The following is a 20759-nucleotide window of genomic DNA, read 5'->3' on the forward strand; positions in this document are numbered from 1 at the left end:
CGTCAGTTACAGACGACCCAACGGTTGCCGTCACGGGTCAGGGCCCAGGTCGAGACCCGCTCGCCCGCTCCGCCGCCGGTGATCGTCACGTCGGCCCTGGCGCGATCGCCGTTGACCACGACCCCGTCCACACCCTTCAGTTCGACCGTCCCGTCGACTCCGGCCATCGGACCAGTGCTCGAATTGAAGCTCGCGCAGGTCAGGGTCTTGACCGTCTCCGCGTCATTTCGATTCTCGGCATCGACGTAGTCGGTGACGGAGCGGCTCACGCGGTCCGACTCGGTGACGTTCTCCTCGGCCGGCGAGATCCACGATGCGACGAAGATTCCACCCAGGATCAAGGCGACGATGGCAACAGCCAAGAGGAACGGCCCCGCAGACGCCTTCTTGCCATCGATGTTGTCGGATTCGCGAAGCTCGTCACTCATAACGCCAATACTCCCCCACAACTTGAAATTGTGGCCCGTCAAGGACCAGGCCCCTACCCCGAATACCCGAGACAACGGGAGAATGGGAAGAAAGAATAGGTTTACCCACAACCGATCGAGTGAGAGTGTGGATCCGTTCGGCCGCAACCGAGGCACTGTGCTTAGGTTCGGCTAAATTGGATACTTGTCGATATGTTGTCCGAACTTCGAAGAAGGTAGCTGTCCTCACGATGACTGACTCCAACCGCCCACTCCGGGTCGCGATCGTCGGCGCCGGCCCCGCCGGCATCTACGCCGCCGACGCCCTCATGAAATCCGACACCGCAGTCTCCGGCCGCGGCGTCAGCATCGACCTCTTCGAGCGCATGCCCGCGCCCTTCGGCCTGATTCGTTACGGCGTCGCGCCTGATCATCCGCGCATCAAGGGCATCATCACCGCTCTGCACAAGGTGCTCGACAAGCCTCAGGTCCGCCTGCTCGGCAACATCGACTACGGCACCGACATCACCCTTGACGACCTGCAGTCGTTCTACGACGCGGTCATCTTCTCGACCGGCGCCAACGCCGACCGCGCGCTCGGCATCCCGGGTATCGAACTCGACGGCAGCTACGGCGCGGCCGACTTCGTCTCCTGGTACGACGGCCACCCCGACGTACCGCGTACGTGGCCGCTCGAAGCCGAGAAGGTCGCCGTCCTCGGCGTGGGCAACGTTGCGCTCGACATCGCCCGCGTTCTCGCCAAGACCGGCGACGAACTGCTGCCGACCGAGATCCCCGCCAACGTCTACGAGGGCCTCAAGAACAACAAGGCCGTCGAGGTTCACGTCTTCGGACGCCGTGGCCCGGCCCAGGCCAAGTTCACGCCTCTCGAACTGCGTGAGCTCGACCATTCCCCGACCATCGAGGTCATCGTCGACCCCGAGGACATCGACTACGACGAGGGCTCGGAGCAGGCTCGCCGCAACTCCAAGCAGGTCGACATGGTCGCGAACACGCTGCAGGACTGGGCAATCCGCGACGTCGGAGCCCGCCCCCACAAGCTGTTCCTGCACTTCTTCGAATCTCCCACGGAGATCCTCGGTGAAGACGGCAAGGTCGTCGGCCTGCGCACCGAGCGCACTCAGCTCGACGGCACCGGCAACGTCAAGGGCACCGGCACGTACAAGGACTGGGATGTCCAGGCCGTGTACCGCGCCGTCGGTTACCTCTCGCAGAACGTCACGCAGCTGCCGTTCGACGACCAGGCGGGCACCGTCCCCAACGACGCCGGACGCGTCGTCGCCGACGACAACGCCGAGGGCGCAGCCCGGTTCATGCCGGCCACCTACGTCACCGGCTGGATCAAGCGCGGCCCCGTCGGCCTCATCGGCCACACGAAGGGTGACGCCAACGAAACCGTCGCGAATCTTCTCGAGGATTCCGTCGGCTTCGCCGGCGCCGCGAACCCCGACGAGAACGCCGTCATCGAGTTCCTCGAAGGCAAGCAGGTGCCGTACACGACCTGGCAGGGCTGGTACCGCCTCGACGCGCACGAGCGCAGCCTGGGCGAGCCCGAAGGCCGTGAGCGCATCAAGGTCGTCGAGCGTCACGACATGCTGAAGGCATCCGAGCCCGACCGCGCGAACTGAGTGCGCAGAAGTAACTGAACAGAAGCCCTCCACCGGCCCGACGCGACCCAGGTCACATCGGGCCGGTGGTGTGTGCGGGGACCCAAGGCAACAGGGCAAAATAGACCCCGTGTTTGACGCCCACGTGCATATCATCGACCCGCGCTTCCCGCTGGTCGAGAATCACGGGTACCTGCCTGAGCCCTTCACCGTGGCCGATTACCGGGCCCGGCTTGCCTCACTGAAGGGCCTGAGTGTCGACGGCGGCGCGGTGGTGACCGCGTCGTACCAGGGCAATGACCAGGAATACCTGAAAGCCGCCTTGTCCGAACTCGGCGAAGGCTGGGTGGGCGTCACTGCTTTGCCGCTCGATGCGACGGATGAAGACATCGTTGCGCTGGACGCGCTGGGAGTGCGCGCCGTCCGATTCAATCTGCGCCGAGGCGCCACCGACCTGCGTCTACTCGCCGATCTCGCCAACCGCGCATTCGATCTGGTCGGCTGGCACGCCGAGTTCTACGTCGATGCCACGCTGTTGCTGTCGCTGGAACCCGTCTTCGCCAAATTGCCGGCGGTGAGCATCGACCACTTGGGAATGTCCACCCGCGGACTGCCGTATCTCCTGAACCTCGTCGACCGCGGGGTACGCGTCAAAGCCACCGGGTTCGGACGCACCACCATCTCCGACGTCGGCGACGTGCTTCGCCAGATCCACGCGGTCAACCCCGCTGCGCTGATGTTCGGCACCGATCTACCCGGCACACGGGCACGTCGAGCGTTCGAGGTCCACGACCTGGACGTGATCGCCGAAGCTGTCGGCGACGACCTGTCCGCGGTCATGTGCGACAACGCCCGCTCCTGGTACCGCTGCGCTCAAGTGAACGCGACGGCTCCCAGCCACAGCCCCGCCGCGATCAGCGCTCCGAACAGTTCCACCAGCATGGACAATCCGACTGCCTTCACCGCGTGAAGCGTCGACGACCAGGCGATGTCGTAACGGCGCAGCCGCGCTAGTTCGGCGAAATACGTTCCGACGATGAATCCGAGGAACAAGCCCACGACCGGAATCACGAAGAACCCGATGATGCCGACGACGCCGCCGACCACCACCGACAGGTTGGGCACTCCCCCGGACTTCATCCGCTTGCCTGGCCAGGTGTACTTCACGATCCCGGTGACCACCAGTGCCAGCGTGGACAGCGCGAACACCGTCCACGCCGTCGCGCCGCCGGTCATGATCGCCCACACCAGAATTGCACCGAAAACGAGAAGTGTCCCCGGAAGAATCGGAACGACGACACCGATCAGACCGACCAGGATGACCAGCCCGACGAGGACCTCGGCCACAGGACTCATCCGACGGGACGCACCTTCGACGCGGCCTCGCGAGCACGGGCGCGTGCAGTCGGCGCATCGGCGGCCGTCGACACTGCAACACCCATGCGACGACGCGTGAAGCTCTCGGGCTTGCCGAAGAGCCGCAGGTCCGTCTCGGGAACCGAGAGTGCCTCGGCGACGCCGTCGAATCCGATCCCCTTGGCCTCCATTCCGCCGTAGATCACCGCCGATGCTCCCGGCACCGTGAGCGTCGTGTCGACCGGCAATCCCAGGATCGCGCGGGCATGCAGCTCGAACTCCGAAAGTCGCTGCGTCCGCAGAGTCACCAATCCGGTGTCGTGCGGCCGTGGGCTCACTTCGGAGAAGAAGACGTCGTCACCCTTCACGAATAGCTCGACGCCGAAGATGCCTCGCCCGCCCAGAGCCGTGGTCACCTTCTCGGCGACGTCTCGGGCCGAGGCGAGGGCAACTGCGGACATCTGCTGCGGCTGCCACGATTCGATGTAGTCACCGGCTTCCTGCAGGTGCCCGATCGGCTCGCAGAACGACGTCTCGACCTGACCGCTCTCACCGACGGCGCGAACCGTCAATTGTGTTATCTCGTAATCGAAATCGACAAAACCCTCGACGATCACCCGGCCGTGATTCACACGACCTCCGGCCATCGCGTAATCCCATGCGGCGTCGAGATCTTCGGCGGATCGAACCGTCGACTGTCCCTTCCCCGACGAGGACATGACGGGCTTGATGACGCACGGGAAACCGATTCGGTCTGTCGCTGCCTGCACTTCGGCAAGCGAGTCCGCGAAAGCGTACGGCGAAGTGGGCAGGCCCAACTCCTCGGCCGCGAGCCGACGGATCCCCTCACGGTTCATCGTGAGCTGGGTGGCGCGGGCGGTGGGAATGACCACCGCGGCCCCGCGTTCTTCAACGAGTGCAAGCGCATCCGTCGCAATGGCCTCGATCTCGGGAACCACGAAGTGAGGCTTTTCCAACTCGATGACGGCAAGCAGCGCTTCCGGATCGGTCATGTCGACGGTATGCGCACGATGAGCCACCTGGTGCCCAGGGGCATCGGGATACCGATCCACCGCAATCACTTCGACGCCAAGACGCTGCAACGCGATGACAACTTCCTTACCCAACTCGCCTGATCCCAACATCATCACGCGGATGGAGTTCTCGGTCAGGGGAGTTCCGAATCGGAGCGGAAGCGTCGGCAGGGGCGAAGGCGTCGAATCAAGCTGCATGGGTGCGACTATATGCCAATCCCGATGCAGGTCAGCGCGGTTATCGGCCGTCCACCACACCTTCGCGGCCAAATCCTCGCCTGATCGTTCGTGGTATGTCAGGTTTGCGATAGGTGCGGGTGGCCATATCCGGCTCGGAATTCCGTTGCGGCAATGCATCGTTGCCGAGCCGGCGCACTTTCACGAGGTTGCGCCCGGCGCGCTTGGCTTCGTACAGAGCCTCGTCCGCGACGGTCATAAGGGTGGTCAACGTCGGCGTCGCATGATCGACCCACGCGACGCCGACACTGACGGTGCTCGTCACTTCTGATTCGGCCGAGTACTCGACTTGCGCGCCGCGGACCGCCTCGGCCACATCGACTGCTCGCGCGTAGCTGCAGTCCGGAAGCAGAATGGCGAACTCCTCGCCGCCGAGCCTTCCGATCAGATCGCCGTCCGACAATCGGTCAGCGGCCCGTTCGGCGAAGTTCGCGAGAACGCTGTCACCGGTCATATGTCCATGCGTGTCGTTGATGCTCTTGAAGTGGTCCAGGTCGAGCATCAGCAGGCCGACCGGGGATTGTGTGCGAGCCGCGGCGGCAAGCTCCGATTCCGCGTGTCCGAGAAACGCACCACGCGAGAGGACCCCGGTCAGATGGTCGAATTCGACAGCAAGGAAGAGCTCACGCTCGGCAGCGCGACGTTCCTCGGTCGCACAGGCAACCGCGATCGGCCCCAACGCGATCAGCGTGACGGCAATGGACGTGATGACGTCCTCGTTCCACGTCGAGGCAGCTTGATCTCCGATATCGAGTCGACCGCTTCCCGCCATCATGAGTGACCACACCGACCAGACCACTGAAACGAAGGCAGTGCTCGGAACCGAGATGCGAGTGGCGCACCACAGGAGAGCCGGAATCGGAAGGACCAGCGCGATCGGCCCTTCGATGCTGAGGGCGATCGGCACGCAGGCTGCAGTGGCGAGTAGCGGAACGCTCATAGCGGCGACGGTTTTGGCAGTCAGTTTGCTGCGGAACTCGGCAAGGCTCGACGGGATGGTGAGAGTGAGAATGAGAGGAAGGACCAGCAGGTACGCCATGACCTCGGTGGCACCCCAGTGGAAGAACGTGTCGGTAAAGGACTGACCGCGTAAGAGCCGGTCCAAGGCGCCGGCAGTGGCCGCGGTACCAGTCGCCGCGACGAACGAGACGAAGACCATCCACACCAGCGACTGCGAATCGACCAATCGGAACGGTGTGCGCTTCAAGTAGTACAGAACAAGAACACCGACTGTGACTCCGGCGAGGTTCGCCCCGTTCAACTGCACCGCAAGCGAGAGCGAGTTGCCGGTGATCAGGTCAGCGCAGACGTATCCGACAGCCGCAGCGATCCACGTCGGCCACTCGATCAGGACCGGCCATCTGACCATCATTCCCAGCAGAATGGCGTTGGCGCACCAGAATGTCGCGAGCAAACCTGGTGGGCGCGTGAGGATGCCGATCAACGAAGCCGCAAGTACAACGGCCAGCACTAGGAGAAGGCGCAGAAAGCGACTCGTCCCTACCATGCGTCACCTCGCGGTCGGCTACCTCTGAATTCGGGAGCACCGGACGTCGCGGTGACCGTATGCCGATGTCGTCGAACCATCGTACGCAGGTGCTGCCACTCACAGTTCTGTGTTCACACGCCAAAACGGCAACTACGAAAATCTCCGCAAACGCGGGTGCCCTCCGGCCACGACAGTGGACAGAGGGCACCTGCATGCAATCCGATTGGCAGAGCCGAATGGACCTGCCGGAAGGGATGACTACTCGGCGGATCCGCTGGACAGACCCGAGAGTGAACCGGTGGACGAGCCCTCGCCCTCGCCGGACAGCGATTCGGTGGGAACGGACTTGAGGAAAGCTCCGAGCGCGGTGAGCAGGGGTCCGAGGGTGCTGAGTGATCCGAACATAGGAGGTTCTCCTGTTTGTGAGGTGGTGTGATGTTCCAGCGCCATTCCGGCCGCAGGCGGTGGCCGAGATGGTTCGGGAACTTCTGCCGCGCGGATGGCTGAACCGCCCCCCGAACAACATCCCGAGCTGTGATGTAGCGCACTAACTTGGCGCTGCCTGCATTTATAGACTGACTGCCCACACTTGTCTAGCTACCGAATAGCTACCAACTTGAACTGTCGGTAACACCTTCTGACATAATTGCAGTTCAGAGGCCAAATAGACGGTTCGAAATATCCCATAATGTGATTTAGCTCACAATTGAAATGCAAAAAGTGTGGCCCGCAGACAACCGCGAGCCACACTTTCGGACAAACGGGACTTACTTGTCAGCCGCCGATCCTGTGCCCGGGGTGAGCGAGCCACCACCGAGTGCCGTGAACAGGTCCTTGAGTACCGGAATGAACGTCTTGACGACGCCGCTGAAGTCTTCGAACGAACCCATGTCGGGCCTCCTTATGTCGGGATGCAGTTGAAATGAAGTGGGGACCGAGAATTACTCGGCAGTGGAACCAGCCGAACCCGAGCCGTCCGCCGATCCCGCGTTCAACTTGGTCACGAATGCGAGAACGCTCTTGAGGAAGGCGTCGAGATTCTGAATTGAGGTCATGCGACTACTCCTGTGTTGTTTCGGAAGAATTGTTGTGGTCGAACGTCAGGAGTTCGAGCTCGCGGTGTCCAGCCCCTGAAGGGTCTTGAGCATGTTGACCAGGGGAAGAAGCTGGAGAATGCCCCAGCCCATGCCGTTGGCCTTGAGAAGGTTTCCGAGGGATCCCATGTGTGACTCCTTGCATGAATATCTATGACGCGGCGCACGTTTTGTTCGCTCCGCCTCTTTGTAGCCAAGCTAAATACGTACGTCCAGTTTGTTTCTATCCAAGAAGGACCGTGACATATTGGAGCAATGTGTAAACCAGCAGTTCAGGCCCTGTGACCTGAAACCAATATCGAATTCAAGTGTGTTGGACATCACATTCGATTTGGACAAATGGATGCAATCGTCAGAGTCGGTGCCAACCTCGACCACGATCTGTCATACCGTGTGCTTGTGATCAATCGCGAACGAGCGGCAACCGAAGCAACTCACCGGGAACCGTCGTGCTAGCAAAACTCCTCAAGGCGTACCTGCCGCCGTACCGCTGGTTGCTTGCCGGGGTCCTCGCACTTCAACTCTTCGGGGCCATCGCGTCGTTAGTCCTCCCCACGCTCAACGCTCGGATCATCGACGACGGTGTCGCCCGAGGCGACACCGGATTCATCATGTCCACCGGCGGGATCATGCTGCTGGTCTCGCTTGCGTCGATCATCGCGTCGGTCGCGTCGACCTATCTGGCGGCAAAATCGTCGATGGGCTTCGGCCACGACGTTCGAGGCGCCTTTTACAAGGCCGTCGGCAGCTTCTCTGATCGCGAATTCAACAGTTTCGGTGCGCCGACGCTGATCACACGGAACACCAACGACGTCCTGCAGATCCAGGCCCTGGTCATGCTGACGTCCTCGATGCTCGTCAGCGCCCCACTGATGTGTATCGGCGGCATCATCATGGCGCTGCGCGAGAACCTGCAGATGTCCTGGCTCCTGACGATTTCGGTACCACTGCTCGGCATCACCGTCTCGGTCGTGGTGGCCAAGCTGATCCCGCATTTCCGGACGATGCAGACGCGGATCGACAACATCAATCGATCACTGCGCGAACAGCTCACCGGTATGCGTGTCATCCGCGCCTTCGTTCGAGAACCCGACGAGACGATCCGCTTCGACAAAGCCAACAAGGAACTGACCGACACCTCGCTCCTCATCGGTCGCTACCAGGCGGTTCTGCTGCCCACCGTCATGTTGATCGCCAACCTGTCGAGCGTCGCGGTGCTGTGGTTCGGCGCGCATCTGGTCGATACCGGAGACATGCAGATCGGCCAGATCAGCGCCTTCCTCGCCTACGTCATGCAGATCCTGATGTCCGTGGTCATGGCGACCATGTTGGCCGTCGTGATCCCCCGCGCGGCCGTGTGTGCCGACCGCATCACCGAGGTACTCGACACCGAGCCGACCGTGCCCGCACCGGCCCAGCCCCTTCGCCCGACCAGCCCCTACGGCGTTGTCGAGTTCGGTGGAGCCGGATTCACGTATCCGGGAGCTGAAACGCCGGTCCTGTCGAATGTCTCGATGCGATGCATGCCAGGAACGGTCACCGCGATCGTTGGCAGTACCGGTAGTGGCAAATCGACCCTCGTCTCACTCATCCCCCGACTGTTCGACGTCACGGCCGGCGCCGTCCTGGTCGACGGCTTGGACGTGCGTGGCTGGGATCAGGACGAACTCTTCGCCAACTTCGGATACGTGCCCCAGAAGGCCTACCTGTTCGCCGGCACGATCGCGAGCAACATCCGCTACGGAAACCCGACCGCCACCGACGACGACATCTGGGCAGCCCTCACCATCGCCCAGGCAGACGAATTCGTCCGGGAACTGTCCGACGGTCTCGAGTCTCCGATCGCGCAGGGCGGCGGCAATCTCTCGGGCGGACAGAAACAACGTCTCGCCATCGCCAGAGCTGTGGTCCGCAGACCCCGGATCTTCGTCTTCGACGATTCGTTCTCCGCACTCGACATGCACACCGACGCCGCAGTCCGACGCGAACTCCGCACGGTCTCGACTCATTCGACGGTCATCATCGTCGCGCAGCGCGTCGCGTCCATCATCGATGCCGACCAGATCATGGTCCTCGAAGACGGCGCTCCGGTCGGTCTCGGCGACCATCAGTTCCTCCTGGCCAACTGTCCGACGTACCAAGAGATCGTGGCTTCCCAGATTCCCGCGGAGATGAGCGCATGACCAGCCCGCAGGACCCGACGTGGGGCAGCCCCAACAGCCAGTACTTCGACGATGCCCCGACGGTGGTGTTCGCCAAGATCCCGAGCGAACCTGAATCCGCGGACGGGGATGCGAAGTCGAGTAGCCCCGAGAATCCCGACAAAGAGCCGAAGCCTGCGCTGACCGCGACGGACACCAAACCTCGCCACTTCAAGGCGACGATGAAGCGGCTTCTCTCGCTTCTGCAGCCACACAAGTTTGCGGTCGTCTGTGTCGTCGTTGCGACGATCGCCAGCATCGCGCTCTCCGTCGCGGTGCCGAAGATCCTCGGTCACGCGACAGACCTCATCTTCGCCGGGTTCATCGGCAAGAGCCTGCCCGCCGGACTGACCCGCGATCAGGCAGCAGAGGCGATCCGCGCATCAGGAAATTCGACGTTCGCCGACCTCGTCGCCAACTCGACCGACGTCGTTCCCGGTGTAGGTCTGAACTTCGACGCCATCGGCAAAGTCGTCATGCTCGCGATCGTCGTGTACTTGCTCTCGTCGCTACTTGCCTGGTTGGAAGCATTCCTCCTCAACATCATCGTCCAGAAGACCATCTACAACCTGCGTGCCTCGGTCGAGGCGAAGCTTCACCGTCTCCCCCTTCCATACTTCGACAAGACGCCGCGCGGCGAGATCCTCAGCCGCGTCACCAACGACATCGACAACATCTCGTCGACGTTGTCGTCGACGTTGACCTCACTCCTGACGTCGGTGCTCACCGTCCTCGGCGTCCTGACGATGATGTTCGTCATCTCCCCGATGCTCGCCCTGATCGCACTGATTGCGGTGCCGGTATCGGTGCTCCTCGTTGCCAGGGTCGCCAAGCGTGCACAGGTGTTGTACAAGGCTCAGTGGACCGAGACGGGCAAGATCAACGCACAGATCGAGGAGAACTACAGCGGTCGCGACCTGGTACGCGTGTACGGGCATCAGGCCGAAGCCGAGCGTGAATTCGCCGAGCAGAACAAGAAACTCCTCGACGCGTCCTTCGGCGCACAGTTCCTCTCCAGCCTGATCATGCCGGTCATGAACTTCGTCGGAAACATCACCTACGTGCTGCTCGCTGTGGTCGGCGCACTCAAGGTCGCCAGCGGCAACATGTCACTCGGTGACGTTCAGGCGTTCATCGTCTATTCGCGCCAGTTCAGCCAACCACTCACGCAGATCGCGTCCATGTCGACGAGCCTGCAGTCCGGAGCCGCGTCGGCTGAGCGGGTCTTCGAGCTTCTCGACGAACCCGAGCAGTCGCCCGACATCGACGTGCCACTAATGCCCGAGCCTGCCGGACGCCATCGCAACGTCGGACACATCGAGTTCGAGAACGTCTCGTTCCGCTACGAGCCGGACAAGCCGTTGATCGAGAACGTGTACCTGACGGCTCGGCCCGGGCAGATGGTCGCCATCGTCGGACCCACCGGTGCCGGCAAGACCACCTTGGTCAACCTGCTCATGCGCTTCTACGAAGTCGACTCGGGCCGAATCACTCTCGACGACGTCGACATCTCGCAGATGCGCCGCTCCGACTTGCGCAAGCACGTCGGCATGGTCCTGCAGGACACCTGGCTCTTCGGCGGAACGATCCGCGACAACATCGCGTACGGCCGGCTCGACGCCAGTGAATACGAGATCCACGAAGCCGCACGCGCTGCCTTCGTCGACCGCTTCATCCACACGCTCCCGGACGGGTACGACACCGTGCTGGACGAGGAGGCATCGAACATCAGCTCCGGCGAGAAGCAGCTCATCACGATTGCCCGAGCATTCCTGTCGGAGCCGTCGCTGCTGATTCTCGACGAGGCGACCAGCTCGGTCGACACACGTACGGAACAGCTTGTGCAGCAAGCAATGTCCGCGTTGCGCGTCGGGCGCACCAGCTTCATCATCGCGCACCGGCTCTCCACCATCCGTAACGCCGATCTGATCGTCGTGATGGAGGCGGGCAAGATCGTCGAGCAGGGCACACACGACGAACTCATCGCAGCTGCGGGCGCGTACTTCCGTCTCTACAACGCTCAGTTCGAGGGTGCCGCCGTCTAGTGATCGGCGCCTCCCTCGGCGGACACAGTGCCCCGGAGCACACCTGACCGATTCGACACGTTACCGTCGAGTCAGGAGTGTTGTCACCGTCTGAATTGGGAGTGCGTGTGTCTGCAGAAGCTGTGGAGAAGAAGGGCCCGCTCGCGGGCATTCGGATCGTGGAATTCGCTGGATTGGGACCGGGCCCGCACGCCGCGACGCTTTTGGCGGACATGGGCGCCGACATCGTCATCGTGCAGCGCGCAGGGCAGATTCCGCAGGACTCGAACGCAACCGACCAGATCAAGCGCGGCCGCCGCATCGTCGAGGCCAACCTGAAGGATCCGGCCGACGTCGCCAAGGTTCTCGATCTCCTGGGCCGCGCCGACGTCCTCATCGAGGGCTTCCGCCCCGGCGTCATGGAACGCATGGGACTCGGACCCGACGTGGTGTCGGAGCGCAATCCGCGCCTCGTTTACGCCCGTATGACGGGCTGGGGACAGGAAGGACCGCTCGCCAACGCCGCCGGTCACGACATCAACTACATCTCACTGACCGGTGTCCTCAACGCCATCGGACGCAAGGGTGAACGCCCCGTCCCGCCGCTCAACATGGTCGGCGATTTCGGCGGCGGTTCCATGTTCCTGATCTTCGGCATTCTGTCGGCTCTCGTCGAGCGCTCGACGTCCGGTAAGGGCCAGGTCGTCGACGCGGCGATGGTCGACGGAACCCTCGCGCTCTCGCACATGATGTGGGCATTCCGCGGTCGCGGCGTCTGGTCCGACGAGCGCGGCGTCAACCTCCTCGACACCGGCGCTCCGTTCTACGACACCTACGAGACCTCCGACGGCAAGTACATGGCCGTCGGATCCATCGAACCGCAGTTCTACGCATTGTTGCTCGAGGGCCTCGAACTCGATCCCGCGACGCTCCCTCACCAGATGGACACGTCCAAGTGGGACGACATGAAGACGCTCTTCACCGAAAAGTTCTTGTCCAAGACTCGCGACGAGTGGGCCAAGATCTTCCTCGGCACCGACGCCTGTGTCTCCCCTGTCCTGACTTTCGCCGAGGCTCCGTCCAACGAACACATCGCGGCCCGCGGTTCGCTCATCGAACTCGACGGCGTCACTCAGCATGCTCCCGCACCGCGCTTCTCGCGCACGCCCACCGCGACGCCCGCTGCGCCGGCGCGTGAGGCGACGGATATCGACACGGTCTGGACCTAGGGCCTTCGGCCCCGTGCGCGGTTAAGGAGCCTCAGGACTCTCTAACCACGCACGGGGCGTCAGCCCAACCTGTAGAACCTGAACATCTCGTGCTCGATCGGCAGCACGTCAACCCGCTCGAAACCGGCCGCCTTGGCATAGCTTTCGAGTGTCGAGTGCCTCATCACCGTCCCGGTGGCAACGCTCCCCGGATGTGACAGGCTGTCGGGCAGACAGCACGTCAGCGAAAATCCGTACAGCAATTGCTCGATCGGACCAGCCTCGGGATCGAACGCATCTGCCGTTCGTTCGTCCATGACGATCACCGGGGCGCCCGGCTGGGCAATCGCCCGAGCCGTGGACAGAAATCCCACCGGATCCGGAACGTCGTGAAGGCACTCGAAGGCGAAGACGGCATCGTAGGTCCCGGCATCGACTCGCCCGGCCTCAGGAGCCTGTCCGGCGACGTCGACCAACGAGAAATGTACTCGGTCGTCCACCCCACGATCGTGGGCGTTACGACGGGCAGCGTTCACCGATGCCGCGTCGACGTCGAAGCCGTGCACTTCGATCTTCGGGTATCCGAGGGCGAGCGCGATCGACGACCAGCCCTCCCCCATCCCGAGATCAGCGACCTGCCCGCCGCCGACAAGAATGGCGTGCAGGTCGGTGACTACCGGCAGGAACTGCTGACAGAGCTGCTGGAGATACATCGGCCGGTTCAGCAGCGCCTGGCCCTCGCGAGCATCGGGGCCCATCGATTCCCACGTGACTCCCCCGCCGTGACGATAAGCGTCGAGTAGACGCGGCATCGACGACGTCGTCGCGACGAACAGCCTCGCCAACGGCGCCAGAAAAAGCAGGTTCTCGTCGTCGACCAGAACATCGGCGTGGGCCTGCGGCAGGCTGTACCGGCGATCGGCATCCGAATTGACCTCCACATAACCGGCGACGGCCTGCTGCTCGAGCCACTCCCGCGCATACCTTTCGACGGTCCCTGTCCGGTCCGCCAGCTCCGTCGACGTGAGCGGGCCGTGATCGCTCAGCGCGCGGTACCAGCCCAGCCGGTCGCCCAGATACACAGCCTGCAGCTCCGACGCCCCGAGCGTGGCCGCGAACAATCGTTCTGCGAGCGCGTCCGCCGCACTTGTTCCCGCTGCGCCTGTACCGTCTACCGCCGTCATGCCCTACCTCCTGGTTTCACACCACTTTCAGGGTGTGTACCCAGTTCTCAGACGACGACCATTCGTTGGTCTGCCGTGTCGCGATCCGTCGCGAGGGTGTCGTACGCAGCGGCGATGGACGCGACGCCGCGAATGAGGTCCTCGGGAGAACGTGCGTACGGCACGCGGATGAATCGTTCGAACGCACCTTCGACGCCGAAACGGGGGCCGGCGGCAAGGAGTACACCGAAGTTGGGTGCCACCGCCGCCAACGCCGTCGAGACTGGTGCGGACATTCGCATCCAGACCGACATTCCACCGGAGCCGATGGTGGGACGCCAGTCGGGCAGATGCTCTGCCACTGCGCCGAGGAGTACCGCACGCTGTTCTCGCAGCACTTCGCGACGCTGTTCGAGCAACGAGCGGTCGTCGGCGAGCAAGTAAGCGGCTGCCAACTGATCCATGACGGGAGTACCGAGGTCGACCGCGGCGCGCGCCCCTACCAACTGGGTGATGAGCGCGGCATCGGCGCGAATCCAACCGACACGTAGCCCGCCCCACAGCGACTTCGCCGTCGAACCGAGGGTCACCACTTCGGTTTTCGCCGCGCCTCGCCCATGTGACGCGACCGGCGCCGGCGGCGGTGCGTCGAGCCACAGGTCCACCATCGTCTCGTCGACGACCAGAGTCATTCGCGTTTCGTGCGCAATCTTCGCAAGCTCGGCGCGGCCGGAAGAGTCCATGCAGAGGCCGGTCGGGTTGTGAAAGTCGGGAATCAGGTACGCCATTCTGGCAGCGGTTTGCCTTGCTGCACTTCGAATCCCGTCGAGATCCCAGGCTCCGGCCGCCGCGAACTCCGGTCGGACCGGAACCGGTACGGGCCGAGCGCCGTTTCGCCGAATCGCTTCCAGCGCATTGGGGTACGTCGGATGATCGACCAGCACTCGCTCGCCGGGTGAGGTGAGCACCGACAGCAACAATCGAAGCGCGTGCTGCGCACCCGAGGTCACCATGATCTGTTCGGCGGTGGTGGGTAGACCCCGCGCCGTGTAGCGCTGCGCGATCACGTCACGCAAGTCGGCGATCCCGACCGGTTCCATCCCGTGCGTGGGCAGGAAGTTCGGAAGTTCCTGCAGCGCAGACGCATACGCCAGTTCGACCTGAGCGGCGGGAGCTGCCATCGCCGCGTAACTGAGGTCGACGACGGGCCCACTCGGCCCCGGTTGATGGGAGCGGAACATCAACCCGTTCGGCCGCGCGCCGGCGGGCAAAGCCACGGTGCTTCGCGAACCCTGCCGGCTGATCAGATACCCCTCGTCTCGCAGCACCGAGTACGACGACGTGATCGTGGTCCGACTGAGTTCGAGCACCGCCGCGAGTTCACGCTCACTCGGCAGTGCGACCCCCAGCGGAACGCGACCGTCGTGCACGAGCAGGCGGATACCGTCGGCAAGCGCACGGTACGCGGGCCTGCGTCCGGACTCTTCCTGCCAGGACCCCAGATCGCGCGCAAGCGAACGGGCACCGAGAACTCGAGTCATCATGCAGTCCAGTATCGACAACTTGGCTATGTAACTCAATACCAGTCGAGTTGATCATATGTCCATGACTACCTTCGCAACCCTGATCGGCATCGGACTCTTCGTGGCACTCGTCTACTTCTTCGCGCCCGCCGAAGGTGAAGGTACTTACATTCGTTTGGAGCAGTTTCGCCTGGCAGCACCCCTCGGCGGCATCTTCCACGACAAGACTTCAGACCGCGCGATCAACTCTGTCAGACCTCCGTGCGATTGTGATCAAGGGGAAGAATTCACTGATCTCAGTCCAGTTGCGTAAAACTGGACTCTTTTCGCACTCAGAAAGTCTCCAGAGAGGGATTGCATGCCGGCTTCCAAAAAGATCCTCTACATCGATCTCGACAACACCTTGGTCAACTTCCAGTCGGGCATCGATCGCCTGACCGACGGCGTCCGGGAGAAGTACAAGAACGACCTCGACGAAGCGCCGCACATCTTCTCTCGCATGGATCCTCTCGACGGTGCTATCGACGCCTACCACCAACTGGCGCAGCAGTTCGACACCTACATCCTCTCGACAGCGCCGTGGAAGAACGCCACAGCCTGGCACGACAAGGTTCTGTGGGTCCAAGAGCACCTCGGCATGGAGGAGGGCAGCGTCGCGTACAAACGTCTGATCCTCTCGCACCACAAGCACCTCAATCGAGGCGATTACCTCGTCGACGACCGCGGAGCAAACGGCGCAGATCGTTTCGAGGGCGAGTGGATCAAGTTCGGCAGCACCAAGTTTCCCGACTGGAAGACCGTCACCGCACACTTGTCGAAGCTGGCTTGAAACACGAATCCCCCGCTCCTGCTTGCAGGAGCGGGGATTTCGAGGGAACGAACTAGCGGACGATCTCGCGCCGGACGATCGTCTCGTCGCGGCCGGGACCGACACCGATGCAGGAGATGAACGCACCCGAAAGCTCTTCGAGCCGAAGCACGTAGTTCTGCGCATTCTGCGGCAGTTCCTCGAAGGTGCGAGCCTCCGAGATGTCCTCCCACCAGCCTGGCATCTCTTCGTAGATGGGCTTGGCGTGGTGAATGTCGCTCTGCGACATCGGCATTTCGTCGTGGCGGACACCGTCCACCTCGTACGCGACACAGATCGGCACGGTGTCGAGGCTGCTCAACACGTCCAGCTTGGTGAGGAAGTAGTCGGTGATGCCGTTGACGCGCGTCGCGTAACGCGCGATGACAGCGTCGAACCATCCCGTACGACGAGCGCGTCCGGTGGTGACACCGACCTCGCCGCCCTGCTTCGCCAGGTATGCGCCGTGATCGTCGAACAGCTCCGTCGGGAACGGACCGGAGCCGACACGCGTCGTGTACGCCTTGAGGATTCCGAGCACCGTGGTGATCTTGGTGGGACCGATGCCCGAACCGACCGCCGCACCACCCGAGGTGGGGTTGGACGAGGTCACGTACGGGTACGTGCCGTGGTCGACGTCCAGCAGAGTGCCCTGCGAACCTTCGAGCAAGACGGTCTCGCCGCGCTCGAGGGCGAGGTTGAGCTCCAGGCGCGTGTCCGAGATGCGGTGCTTGAAACCCTCGGCCTGCGTCAGTACCTCTTCGACGACCTGCTGCGGGTCGAGTGCCTTGCGGTTGTAGATCTTGACCAGCACCTGATTCTTGAATTCGAGTGCCGCTTCGACCTTCTGGGTCAGGATCTTCTCGTCCAGGACGTCCGCAGCACGGACACCGACACGGGCGATCTTGTCCTGGTAGCACGGGCCGATACCGCGGCCGGTCGTGCCGATCTTCTTCGCTCCCAGGAAGCGTTCGGTGACCTTGTCGATGGCCACGTGGTACGGCATGATCAGGTGCGCATCAGCAGAAAGCAGCAGGCGGGACGTGTCCACACCGCGCTCTTCCAAGCCTGCCAATTCGGTCAGCAACACACCCGGGTCGACGACGACACCGTTACCGATGACGTTGTTGACGGCGGGGGTGAGGATTCCGGACGGGATGAGGTGCAGTGCGAACTTGTCACCGTTCGGCAGAACCACGGTGTGTCCGGCGTTGTTACCGCCCTGGTATCGCACGACCCACTGAAGCTGCTCGCCCAGTAGATCTGTAGCTTTGCCCTTACCTTCGTCGCCCCACTGGGCGCCGATCAGGACGATTGCCGGCATGACGTTGTCTCCTACGGTCGACGTGCAGCAGTTGTCCCGCCGCATTGGTACTGCCTGGCTTCCGCGCACATGATGCAGCGCCGAACTGTTGCAGTGACCGAAGGAGCAGTCTAGCCCAGAGCACCAGACCAGACCTGACGGTCCAGAATTTGGCCGGTGACCATCACGATTGCGAGTCGACACAGAGACTCGCACTAAGATCGTCGGCAGTGATTCGGACGGCCATTTCGGGGAAGGGTGGCGAGGTCCCACTACCCGAGAAGAAGTCTTGATCGAGCTAGGAGTGGCTTTGACCCCTGTGGTGCTCAAATGTGGCGATTCGCCGGTTCCACTCCCCCTGGGTGAACTCACGTCGTTCACTGTCCCTGAACTTCCGGAGAAGCAGGACTTCGACGAGGCCCTGTCCCAACTGCAGGTCGTCACGGAGCCTCGCTTGATCGTCGTGGGTAACGACGGCGCGTTTGCCGCGGCATTGACACGGTTGATGCGACTGGAGCGACTCAACGTCGAACTCGCCTACGTCACCGAGAACAGGTCCGACGCAACCGACGCGTACAAACTCGCAACCGGTGCCCGGGCGGCGCGCACGGCGTTGAAAGGCACAGTCCACACCGTGCCGCTCATTCGCGACGACGCCGGAATCGCGCTGGTCGGTGCGGCAACTGTCACGGGTCCGGCCGATGCCGCCGAATTGATCGGCGAGGCGTACGTCGACGACAACAAGCTGTTCTCCGGCACAGTCCCCGGTATCCGGATTGTGCCGAGCCCCAAGCTCCCCGGGATCAAGGCATCGGTCGACCGCAAGAGCCGCTGGAGCGGGCGACGCTGGCTGGAAGGCCGAGCCATTCAGCTGGGCTCGCCGGCAGCGCATCTGGTTCGCGACGGGGTGGCCAACCCACGCGATCTCAAGCGTTCGACCTTCTACCGGCACGACAAGACTTGGTTGTTGGTCAGGTGAGAACCGGAGCAGCACGGTCGGCGGTTCGTCCGAGCCCTGTCTTCCTGGGCGTCGTTGCGATCACCGTCGTCGCCGGAGTTGTCGCCTGGAACTCGACGTGGGGTTCCATCGCGGGCCGTGCGGGTATTTTTGTCCTCGTGGTCGCCGGCTGGGTGGTCACGCTGTGCTTGCACGAGTTCGCCCATGCATATCTGGCGTGGCGTCACGGAGACACCGACGTCGAGGCTCGTGGTTATCTGACGCTCAACCCGCTCAAGTACAGCCATCCGATGCTCTCGATCGGGCTGCCGGTGCTGTTCATCGCCTTGGGCGGCATCGGGCTTCCCGGCGGCGCCGTGTACCTGCGCACCGGGATGTTCCCGCCCAAGGTGCAGGCGCGAATATCGCTCGCCGGTCCGTTCACGAACGCCGTCGCCGCCGTGATCCTCCTCGTCGTCATACGTACGTACGGCTCATCGGCCGAGCATCTGACGTTCTGGGCCGGCCTCAGTTTCCTGGCCTTCTTGCAGGTCATGGCAACAGTTTTGAACCTACTTCCAGTCCCCGGTCTGGACGGTTACAACGCGCTGGAGCCCTACCTCGCGCCCAACACACGACACCAGCTCGACCAGTTCAAGCCGTACGGACTGCTCTTGCTGGTTGCGCTCCTGTTTGTCCCGCAGATCAATGTCGTCTTCTTCGATGCGATCTACTGGATCTTCGAACTGAGCGGTGTGTCCGACTACTACGCCATGCTCGGTAACGCCCTCATGCGTTTTTGGACGTGATCGAGTGCACTGGAGGAGACTCGTGAGAGTCTGACATTTCAGACATTCATTCTTCTTCAGGAGAGCATCGATGATTGCGACGTCATTTCAGTCCGGCGGAGTGGAGTACACCCTCACGCGGGCCGAGATTCGACACGTGGAAGCACTGATCGACTTGCTCGCCGACGACCCGATCGGGAGCACCCGGGAGACGACCAACCCCGAGGCCCGAACGATCTACGAGGACGCATTCAAGCGAATCGACGAGGATCCGGCGCAACTCCTCGTCACCGTTCTGGTCGGTGACGCGGTAATCGGCACCATGCAATTGACCTTCATTCCGGGTATGAGCCGAATGGGGGCGACACGACTGCAGATCGAAGCTGTTCGCGTCCACGAGGATTACCGGAGCAAGGGCATCGGCAGTTCGATGATCCGTTGGGCCTGCGAAGAAGGTGCCCGGCGCGGCGCGTTCCTGGCGCAGCTCACCTCGGATCAAACTCGCAAGGAAGCCCACGACTTCTACGAGCGACTCGGATTTGTCGCCTCCCACGTCGGGTTCAAGAAGTCGCTGAGCTGACACACAGCCACCCAGCCAACCACCCAGACTCCCAAACGCGGGCTCGAGCACCGGGGCATGGTTGTGCCCCGGTGCTCGCGTCTCGAGTTGTTTCACTTCAGGCTGCTGTTGGTGGGCTGTTCCCGCCGATCGGCTGTTGATACGGATCGATCGACATCGGCGGATAGAACACCGTCTTCCGATCCGGGCCGATCTCCACCCGCCACTCCGTGGTGCATCGTCCGATGATGGCGACCACACAACAAGATCAGGTTGTCGAGATCTGTTGGGCCGCCATCATTCCAGTGAACAATATGATGAGCATCGCACCACCCCGACGGAGTCCCGCACCCTGGAAACGCGCACCCGCCATCCCGAACCGCCAACGCCCGCCGCTGCGGCACCGTTGCTGTTCTCGCTTCCTTGCCGCAGTCGAGCGGAACACCATTCTCGTCCAACAAGATCCGCGTCACGGTGCAGTCGCACGCCAACATCCGCGCAGTATCGATACTGATCGGGCCCACCCAATCCGTCCACGCGAACCCCAACTCCTCGGTCGACGGCAGCAAGTCCTTCAACGCTTGGAGGTCGGTCATGTCTTTTGCCGACGCGGTGACCGTGATGTGCGGTTTCACCCCACCCTCGATCGGACCCAACCCCGCCCGCTCGTACCGGCGCAACAATTCGCAAAACCCGTCCGCACGCCGTAGCGCCGGAGTACGCGTGTCCTTGACACCGTCCTTCTCCGGTGTCGGAGCCGACAGGCTCGACAACAACGTGATCAGACGCGCCCCGTTCACAGCATCCAGATCACCCTTCACAGACACCCGCCCGTACAAGCCTTTCGAGGCATAGAACTCGTTACGCTCCGAATCCTCCCCGACCGGAACACCGTCCTCACGCTTGCCGTACTGCTTCTCGATCCGCCGAATCGCCGCCCGCACCGCATCACAATCCGCGA

Annotated in this window: 20 protein-coding genes and 1 pseudogene; 10 read left to right on the plus strand and 11 right to left on the minus strand. The window is 62.7% G+C overall.

Annotated features, from left to right (window positions below; all coding sequences use genetic code 11):
• Window positions 1-2: 2 nt before the first annotated feature.
• Window positions 3-428, minus strand: a complete 426-nt coding sequence (locus H7C86_RS29400; RefSeq protein ID WP_019749485.1) for a hypothetical protein — start codon at window positions 426-428, stop codon at window positions 3-5.
• 230 nt (window positions 429-658) lie between these two features.
• On the opposite strand from H7C86_RS29400, the gene H7C86_RS29405 reads away from it, so the two are divergent.
• Window positions 659-2056, plus strand: a complete 1398-nt coding sequence (locus H7C86_RS29405; protein WP_019749484.1) for an FAD-dependent oxidoreductase — start codon at window positions 659-661, stop codon at window positions 2054-2056.
• A gap of 109 nt (window positions 2057-2165) precedes the next feature.
• A complete protein-coding gene (locus H7C86_RS29410) occupies window positions 2166-3005 on the plus strand; it encodes an amidohydrolase (RefSeq protein WP_024487914.1) in 840 nt (279 codons plus the stop codon).
• Here the strand turns inward: H7C86_RS29410 and H7C86_RS29415 are convergent.
• The 6 genes from H7C86_RS29415 to H7C86_RS37475 form a co-directional block, all read right to left on the minus strand.
• A complete protein-coding gene (locus tag H7C86_RS29415; protein WP_019749482.1) occupies window positions 2909-3391 on the minus strand; it encodes a DUF456 domain-containing protein in 483 nt (160 codons plus the stop codon). The genes H7C86_RS29410 and H7C86_RS29415 overlap by 97 nt on opposite strands.
• Window positions 3388-4623 carry a formate-dependent phosphoribosylglycinamide formyltransferase gene (gene purT / locus H7C86_RS29420; protein WP_182262734.1) on the minus strand — a complete coding sequence of 412 codons (1236 nt, stop codon included), beginning with the start codon at window positions 4621-4623 and terminating at the stop codon, window positions 3388-3390. The genes H7C86_RS29415 and purT overlap by 4 nt, the downstream gene beginning before the upstream one ends.
• Window positions 4624-4663: 40 nt before the next feature.
• Window positions 4664-6169 (minus strand): GGDEF domain-containing protein, encoded by a 1506-nt coding sequence (locus H7C86_RS29425; RefSeq protein WP_238077012.1) that lies wholly within the window; start codon window positions 6167-6169, stop codon window positions 4664-4666.
• A 240-nt stretch (window positions 6170-6409) separates the two neighbouring features.
• Window positions 6410-6556, minus strand: coding sequence for a hypothetical protein (locus H7C86_RS29430; RefSeq protein ID WP_003944356.1), 147 nt, complete (start codon window positions 6554-6556; stop codon window positions 6410-6412).
• A 362-nt stretch (window positions 6557-6918) separates the two neighbouring features.
• Entirely contained in the window at window positions 6919-7041 is a 123-nt protein-coding gene (locus H7C86_RS37470) for a hypothetical protein (RefSeq protein WP_019749478.1), read from the minus strand.
• Between the two features lie 210 nt (window positions 7042-7251).
• Window positions 7252-7374 (minus strand): hypothetical protein, encoded by a 123-nt coding sequence (locus H7C86_RS37475; protein ID WP_003944443.1) that lies wholly within the window; start codon window positions 7372-7374, stop codon window positions 7252-7254.
• A 320-nt stretch (window positions 7375-7694) separates the two neighbouring features.
• On the opposite strand from H7C86_RS37475, the gene H7C86_RS29435 reads away from it, so the two are divergent.
• From H7C86_RS29435 to H7C86_RS29445, 3 genes are all read left to right on the plus strand, one after another.
• Window positions 7695-9428: an ABC transporter ATP-binding protein gene (locus H7C86_RS29435; protein ID WP_182262735.1), complete on the plus strand. Its 1734-nt coding sequence runs from the start codon at window positions 7695-7697 to the stop codon at window positions 9426-9428.
• Window positions 9425-11491, plus strand: a complete 2067-nt coding sequence (locus H7C86_RS29440) for an ABC transporter ATP-binding protein (protein ID WP_182262736.1) — start codon at window positions 9425-9427, stop codon at window positions 11489-11491. The genes H7C86_RS29435 and H7C86_RS29440 overlap by 4 nt, the downstream gene beginning before the upstream one ends.
• 107 nt (window positions 11492-11598) lie before the next feature.
• Complete coding sequence (locus tag H7C86_RS29445) at window positions 11599-12699, plus strand: CaiB/BaiF CoA-transferase family protein (protein ID WP_020968820.1); 1101 nt, start codon at window positions 11599-11601, stop codon at window positions 12697-12699.
• A 59-nt stretch (window positions 12700-12758) separates the two neighbouring features.
• Here H7C86_RS29445 and H7C86_RS29450 read toward each other — a convergent pair whose 3' ends face one another.
• Window positions 12759-13862, minus strand: coding sequence for a bifunctional 2-polyprenyl-6-hydroxyphenol methylase/3-demethylubiquinol 3-O-methyltransferase UbiG (locus H7C86_RS29450; RefSeq protein ID WP_133728349.1), 1104 nt, complete (start codon window positions 13860-13862; stop codon window positions 12759-12761).
• A gap of 47 nt (window positions 13863-13909) precedes the next feature.
• Window positions 13910-15385: a PLP-dependent aminotransferase family protein gene (locus tag H7C86_RS29455; RefSeq protein WP_019749471.1), complete on the minus strand. Its 1476-nt coding sequence runs from the start codon at window positions 15383-15385 to the stop codon at window positions 13910-13912.
• 61 nt (window positions 15386-15446) lie between these two features.
• Between H7C86_RS29455 and H7C86_RS29460 the strand changes: the two genes are divergently transcribed.
• Both H7C86_RS29460 and H7C86_RS29465 read left to right on the plus strand, forming a co-directional pair.
• Window positions 15447-15677: a hypothetical protein gene (locus tag H7C86_RS29460; RefSeq protein WP_134998285.1), complete on the plus strand. Its 231-nt coding sequence runs from the start codon at window positions 15447-15449 to the stop codon at window positions 15675-15677.
• A gap of 45 nt (window positions 15678-15722) precedes the next feature.
• Window positions 15723-16193 (plus strand): 5' nucleotidase, NT5C type, encoded by a 471-nt coding sequence (locus tag H7C86_RS29465; protein WP_042951097.1) that lies wholly within the window; start codon window positions 15723-15725, stop codon window positions 16191-16193.
• Between the two features lie 52 nt (window positions 16194-16245).
• Here the strand turns inward: H7C86_RS29465 and H7C86_RS29470 are convergent, their stop codons facing one another.
• Window positions 16246-17535, minus strand: coding sequence for an adenylosuccinate synthase (locus H7C86_RS29470; protein WP_003944351.1), 1290 nt, complete (start codon window positions 17533-17535; stop codon window positions 16246-16248).
• 283 nt (window positions 17536-17818) lie between these two features.
• Between H7C86_RS29470 and H7C86_RS29475 the strand changes: the two genes are divergently transcribed.
• The 3 genes from H7C86_RS29475 (at window position 17819) to H7C86_RS29485 (ending at window position 19819) form a co-directional block, all read left to right on the plus strand.
• Window positions 17819-18493 (plus strand): hypothetical protein, encoded by a 675-nt coding sequence (locus H7C86_RS29475; protein ID WP_081341462.1) that lies wholly within the window; start codon window positions 17819-17821, stop codon window positions 18491-18493.
• Entirely contained in the window at window positions 18490-19260 is a 771-nt protein-coding gene (locus H7C86_RS29480; RefSeq protein WP_070386593.1) for a site-2 protease family protein, read from the plus strand. Before H7C86_RS29475 ends, H7C86_RS29480 begins: the two co-directional genes overlap by 4 nt.
• A gap of 70 nt (window positions 19261-19330) precedes the next feature.
• A complete protein-coding gene (locus H7C86_RS29485; RefSeq protein WP_007726792.1) occupies window positions 19331-19819 on the plus strand; it encodes a GNAT family N-acetyltransferase in 489 nt (162 codons plus the stop codon).
• 97 nt (window positions 19820-19916) lie between these two features.
• On the opposite strand, the pseudogene H7C86_RS29490 reads toward H7C86_RS29485, so the two are convergent.
• A pseudogene (locus tag H7C86_RS29490) lies at window positions 19917-20759 on the minus strand (DUF222 domain-containing protein); the annotation flags it as partial.

Source organism: Rhodococcus sp. UFZ-B548 (assembly GCF_903819475.1).
GTDB lineage: Bacteria > Actinomycetota > Actinomycetes > Mycobacteriales > Mycobacteriaceae > Rhodococcus_F > Rhodococcus_F erythropolis.

What these genes read in the sequence shown, in the direction of transcription:
- H7C86_RS29405 (WP_019749484.1), top strand. Translation starts at nt 659, where the DNA reads ATGACTGACTCCAACCGCCCACTCCGGGTCGCGATCGTCGGCGCCGGC.
- H7C86_RS29470 (WP_003944351.1), bottom strand. Translation starts at nt 17,535, where the DNA reads ATGCCGGCAATCGTCCTGATCGGCGCCCAGTGGGGCGACGAAGGTAAG.
- H7C86_RS29450 (WP_133728349.1), bottom strand. Translation starts at nt 13,862, where the DNA reads ATGACGGCGGTAGACGGTACAGGCGCAGCGGGAACAAGTGCGGCGGAC.
- H7C86_RS29485 (WP_007726792.1), top strand. Translation starts at nt 19,331, where the DNA reads ATGATTGCGACGTCATTTCAGTCCGGCGGAGTGGAGTACACCCTCACG.
- H7C86_RS29440 (WP_182262736.1), top strand. Translation starts at nt 9,425, where the DNA reads ATGACCAGCCCGCAGGACCCGACGTGGGGCAGCCCCAACAGCCAGTAC.
- H7C86_RS29415 (WP_019749482.1), bottom strand. Translation starts at nt 3,391, where the DNA reads ATGAGTCCTGTGGCCGAGGTCCTCGTCGGGCTGGTCATCCTGGTCGGT.
- H7C86_RS29460 (WP_134998285.1), top strand. Translation starts at nt 15,447, where the DNA reads ATGACTACCTTCGCAACCCTGATCGGCATCGGACTCTTCGTGGCACTC.
- H7C86_RS29425 (WP_238077012.1), bottom strand. Translation starts at nt 6,169, where the DNA reads ATGGTAGGGACGAGTCGCTTTCTGCGCCTTCTCCTAGTGCTGGCCGTT.
- H7C86_RS37470 (WP_019749478.1), bottom strand. Translation starts at nt 7,041, where the DNA reads ATGGGTTCGTTCGAAGACTTCAGCGGCGTCGTCAAGACGTTCATTCCG.
- H7C86_RS37475 (WP_003944443.1), bottom strand. Translation starts at nt 7,374, where the DNA reads ATGGGATCCCTCGGAAACCTTCTCAAGGCCAACGGCATGGGCTGGGGC.
- H7C86_RS29400 (WP_019749485.1), bottom strand. Translation starts at nt 428, where the DNA reads ATGAGTGACGAGCTTCGCGAATCCGACAACATCGATGGCAAGAAGGCG.
- H7C86_RS29430 (WP_003944356.1), bottom strand. Translation starts at nt 6,556, where the DNA reads ATGTTCGGATCACTCAGCACCCTCGGACCCCTGCTCACCGCGCTCGGA.
- purT (WP_182262734.1), bottom strand. Translation starts at nt 4,623, where the DNA reads ATGCAGCTTGATTCGACGCCTTCGCCCCTGCCGACGCTTCCGCTCCGA.
- H7C86_RS29455 (WP_019749471.1), bottom strand. Translation starts at nt 15,385, where the DNA reads ATGATGACTCGAGTTCTCGGTGCCCGTTCGCTTGCGCGCGATCTGGGG.
- H7C86_RS29465 (WP_042951097.1), top strand. Translation starts at nt 15,723, where the DNA reads ATGCCGGCTTCCAAAAAGATCCTCTACATCGATCTCGACAACACCTTG.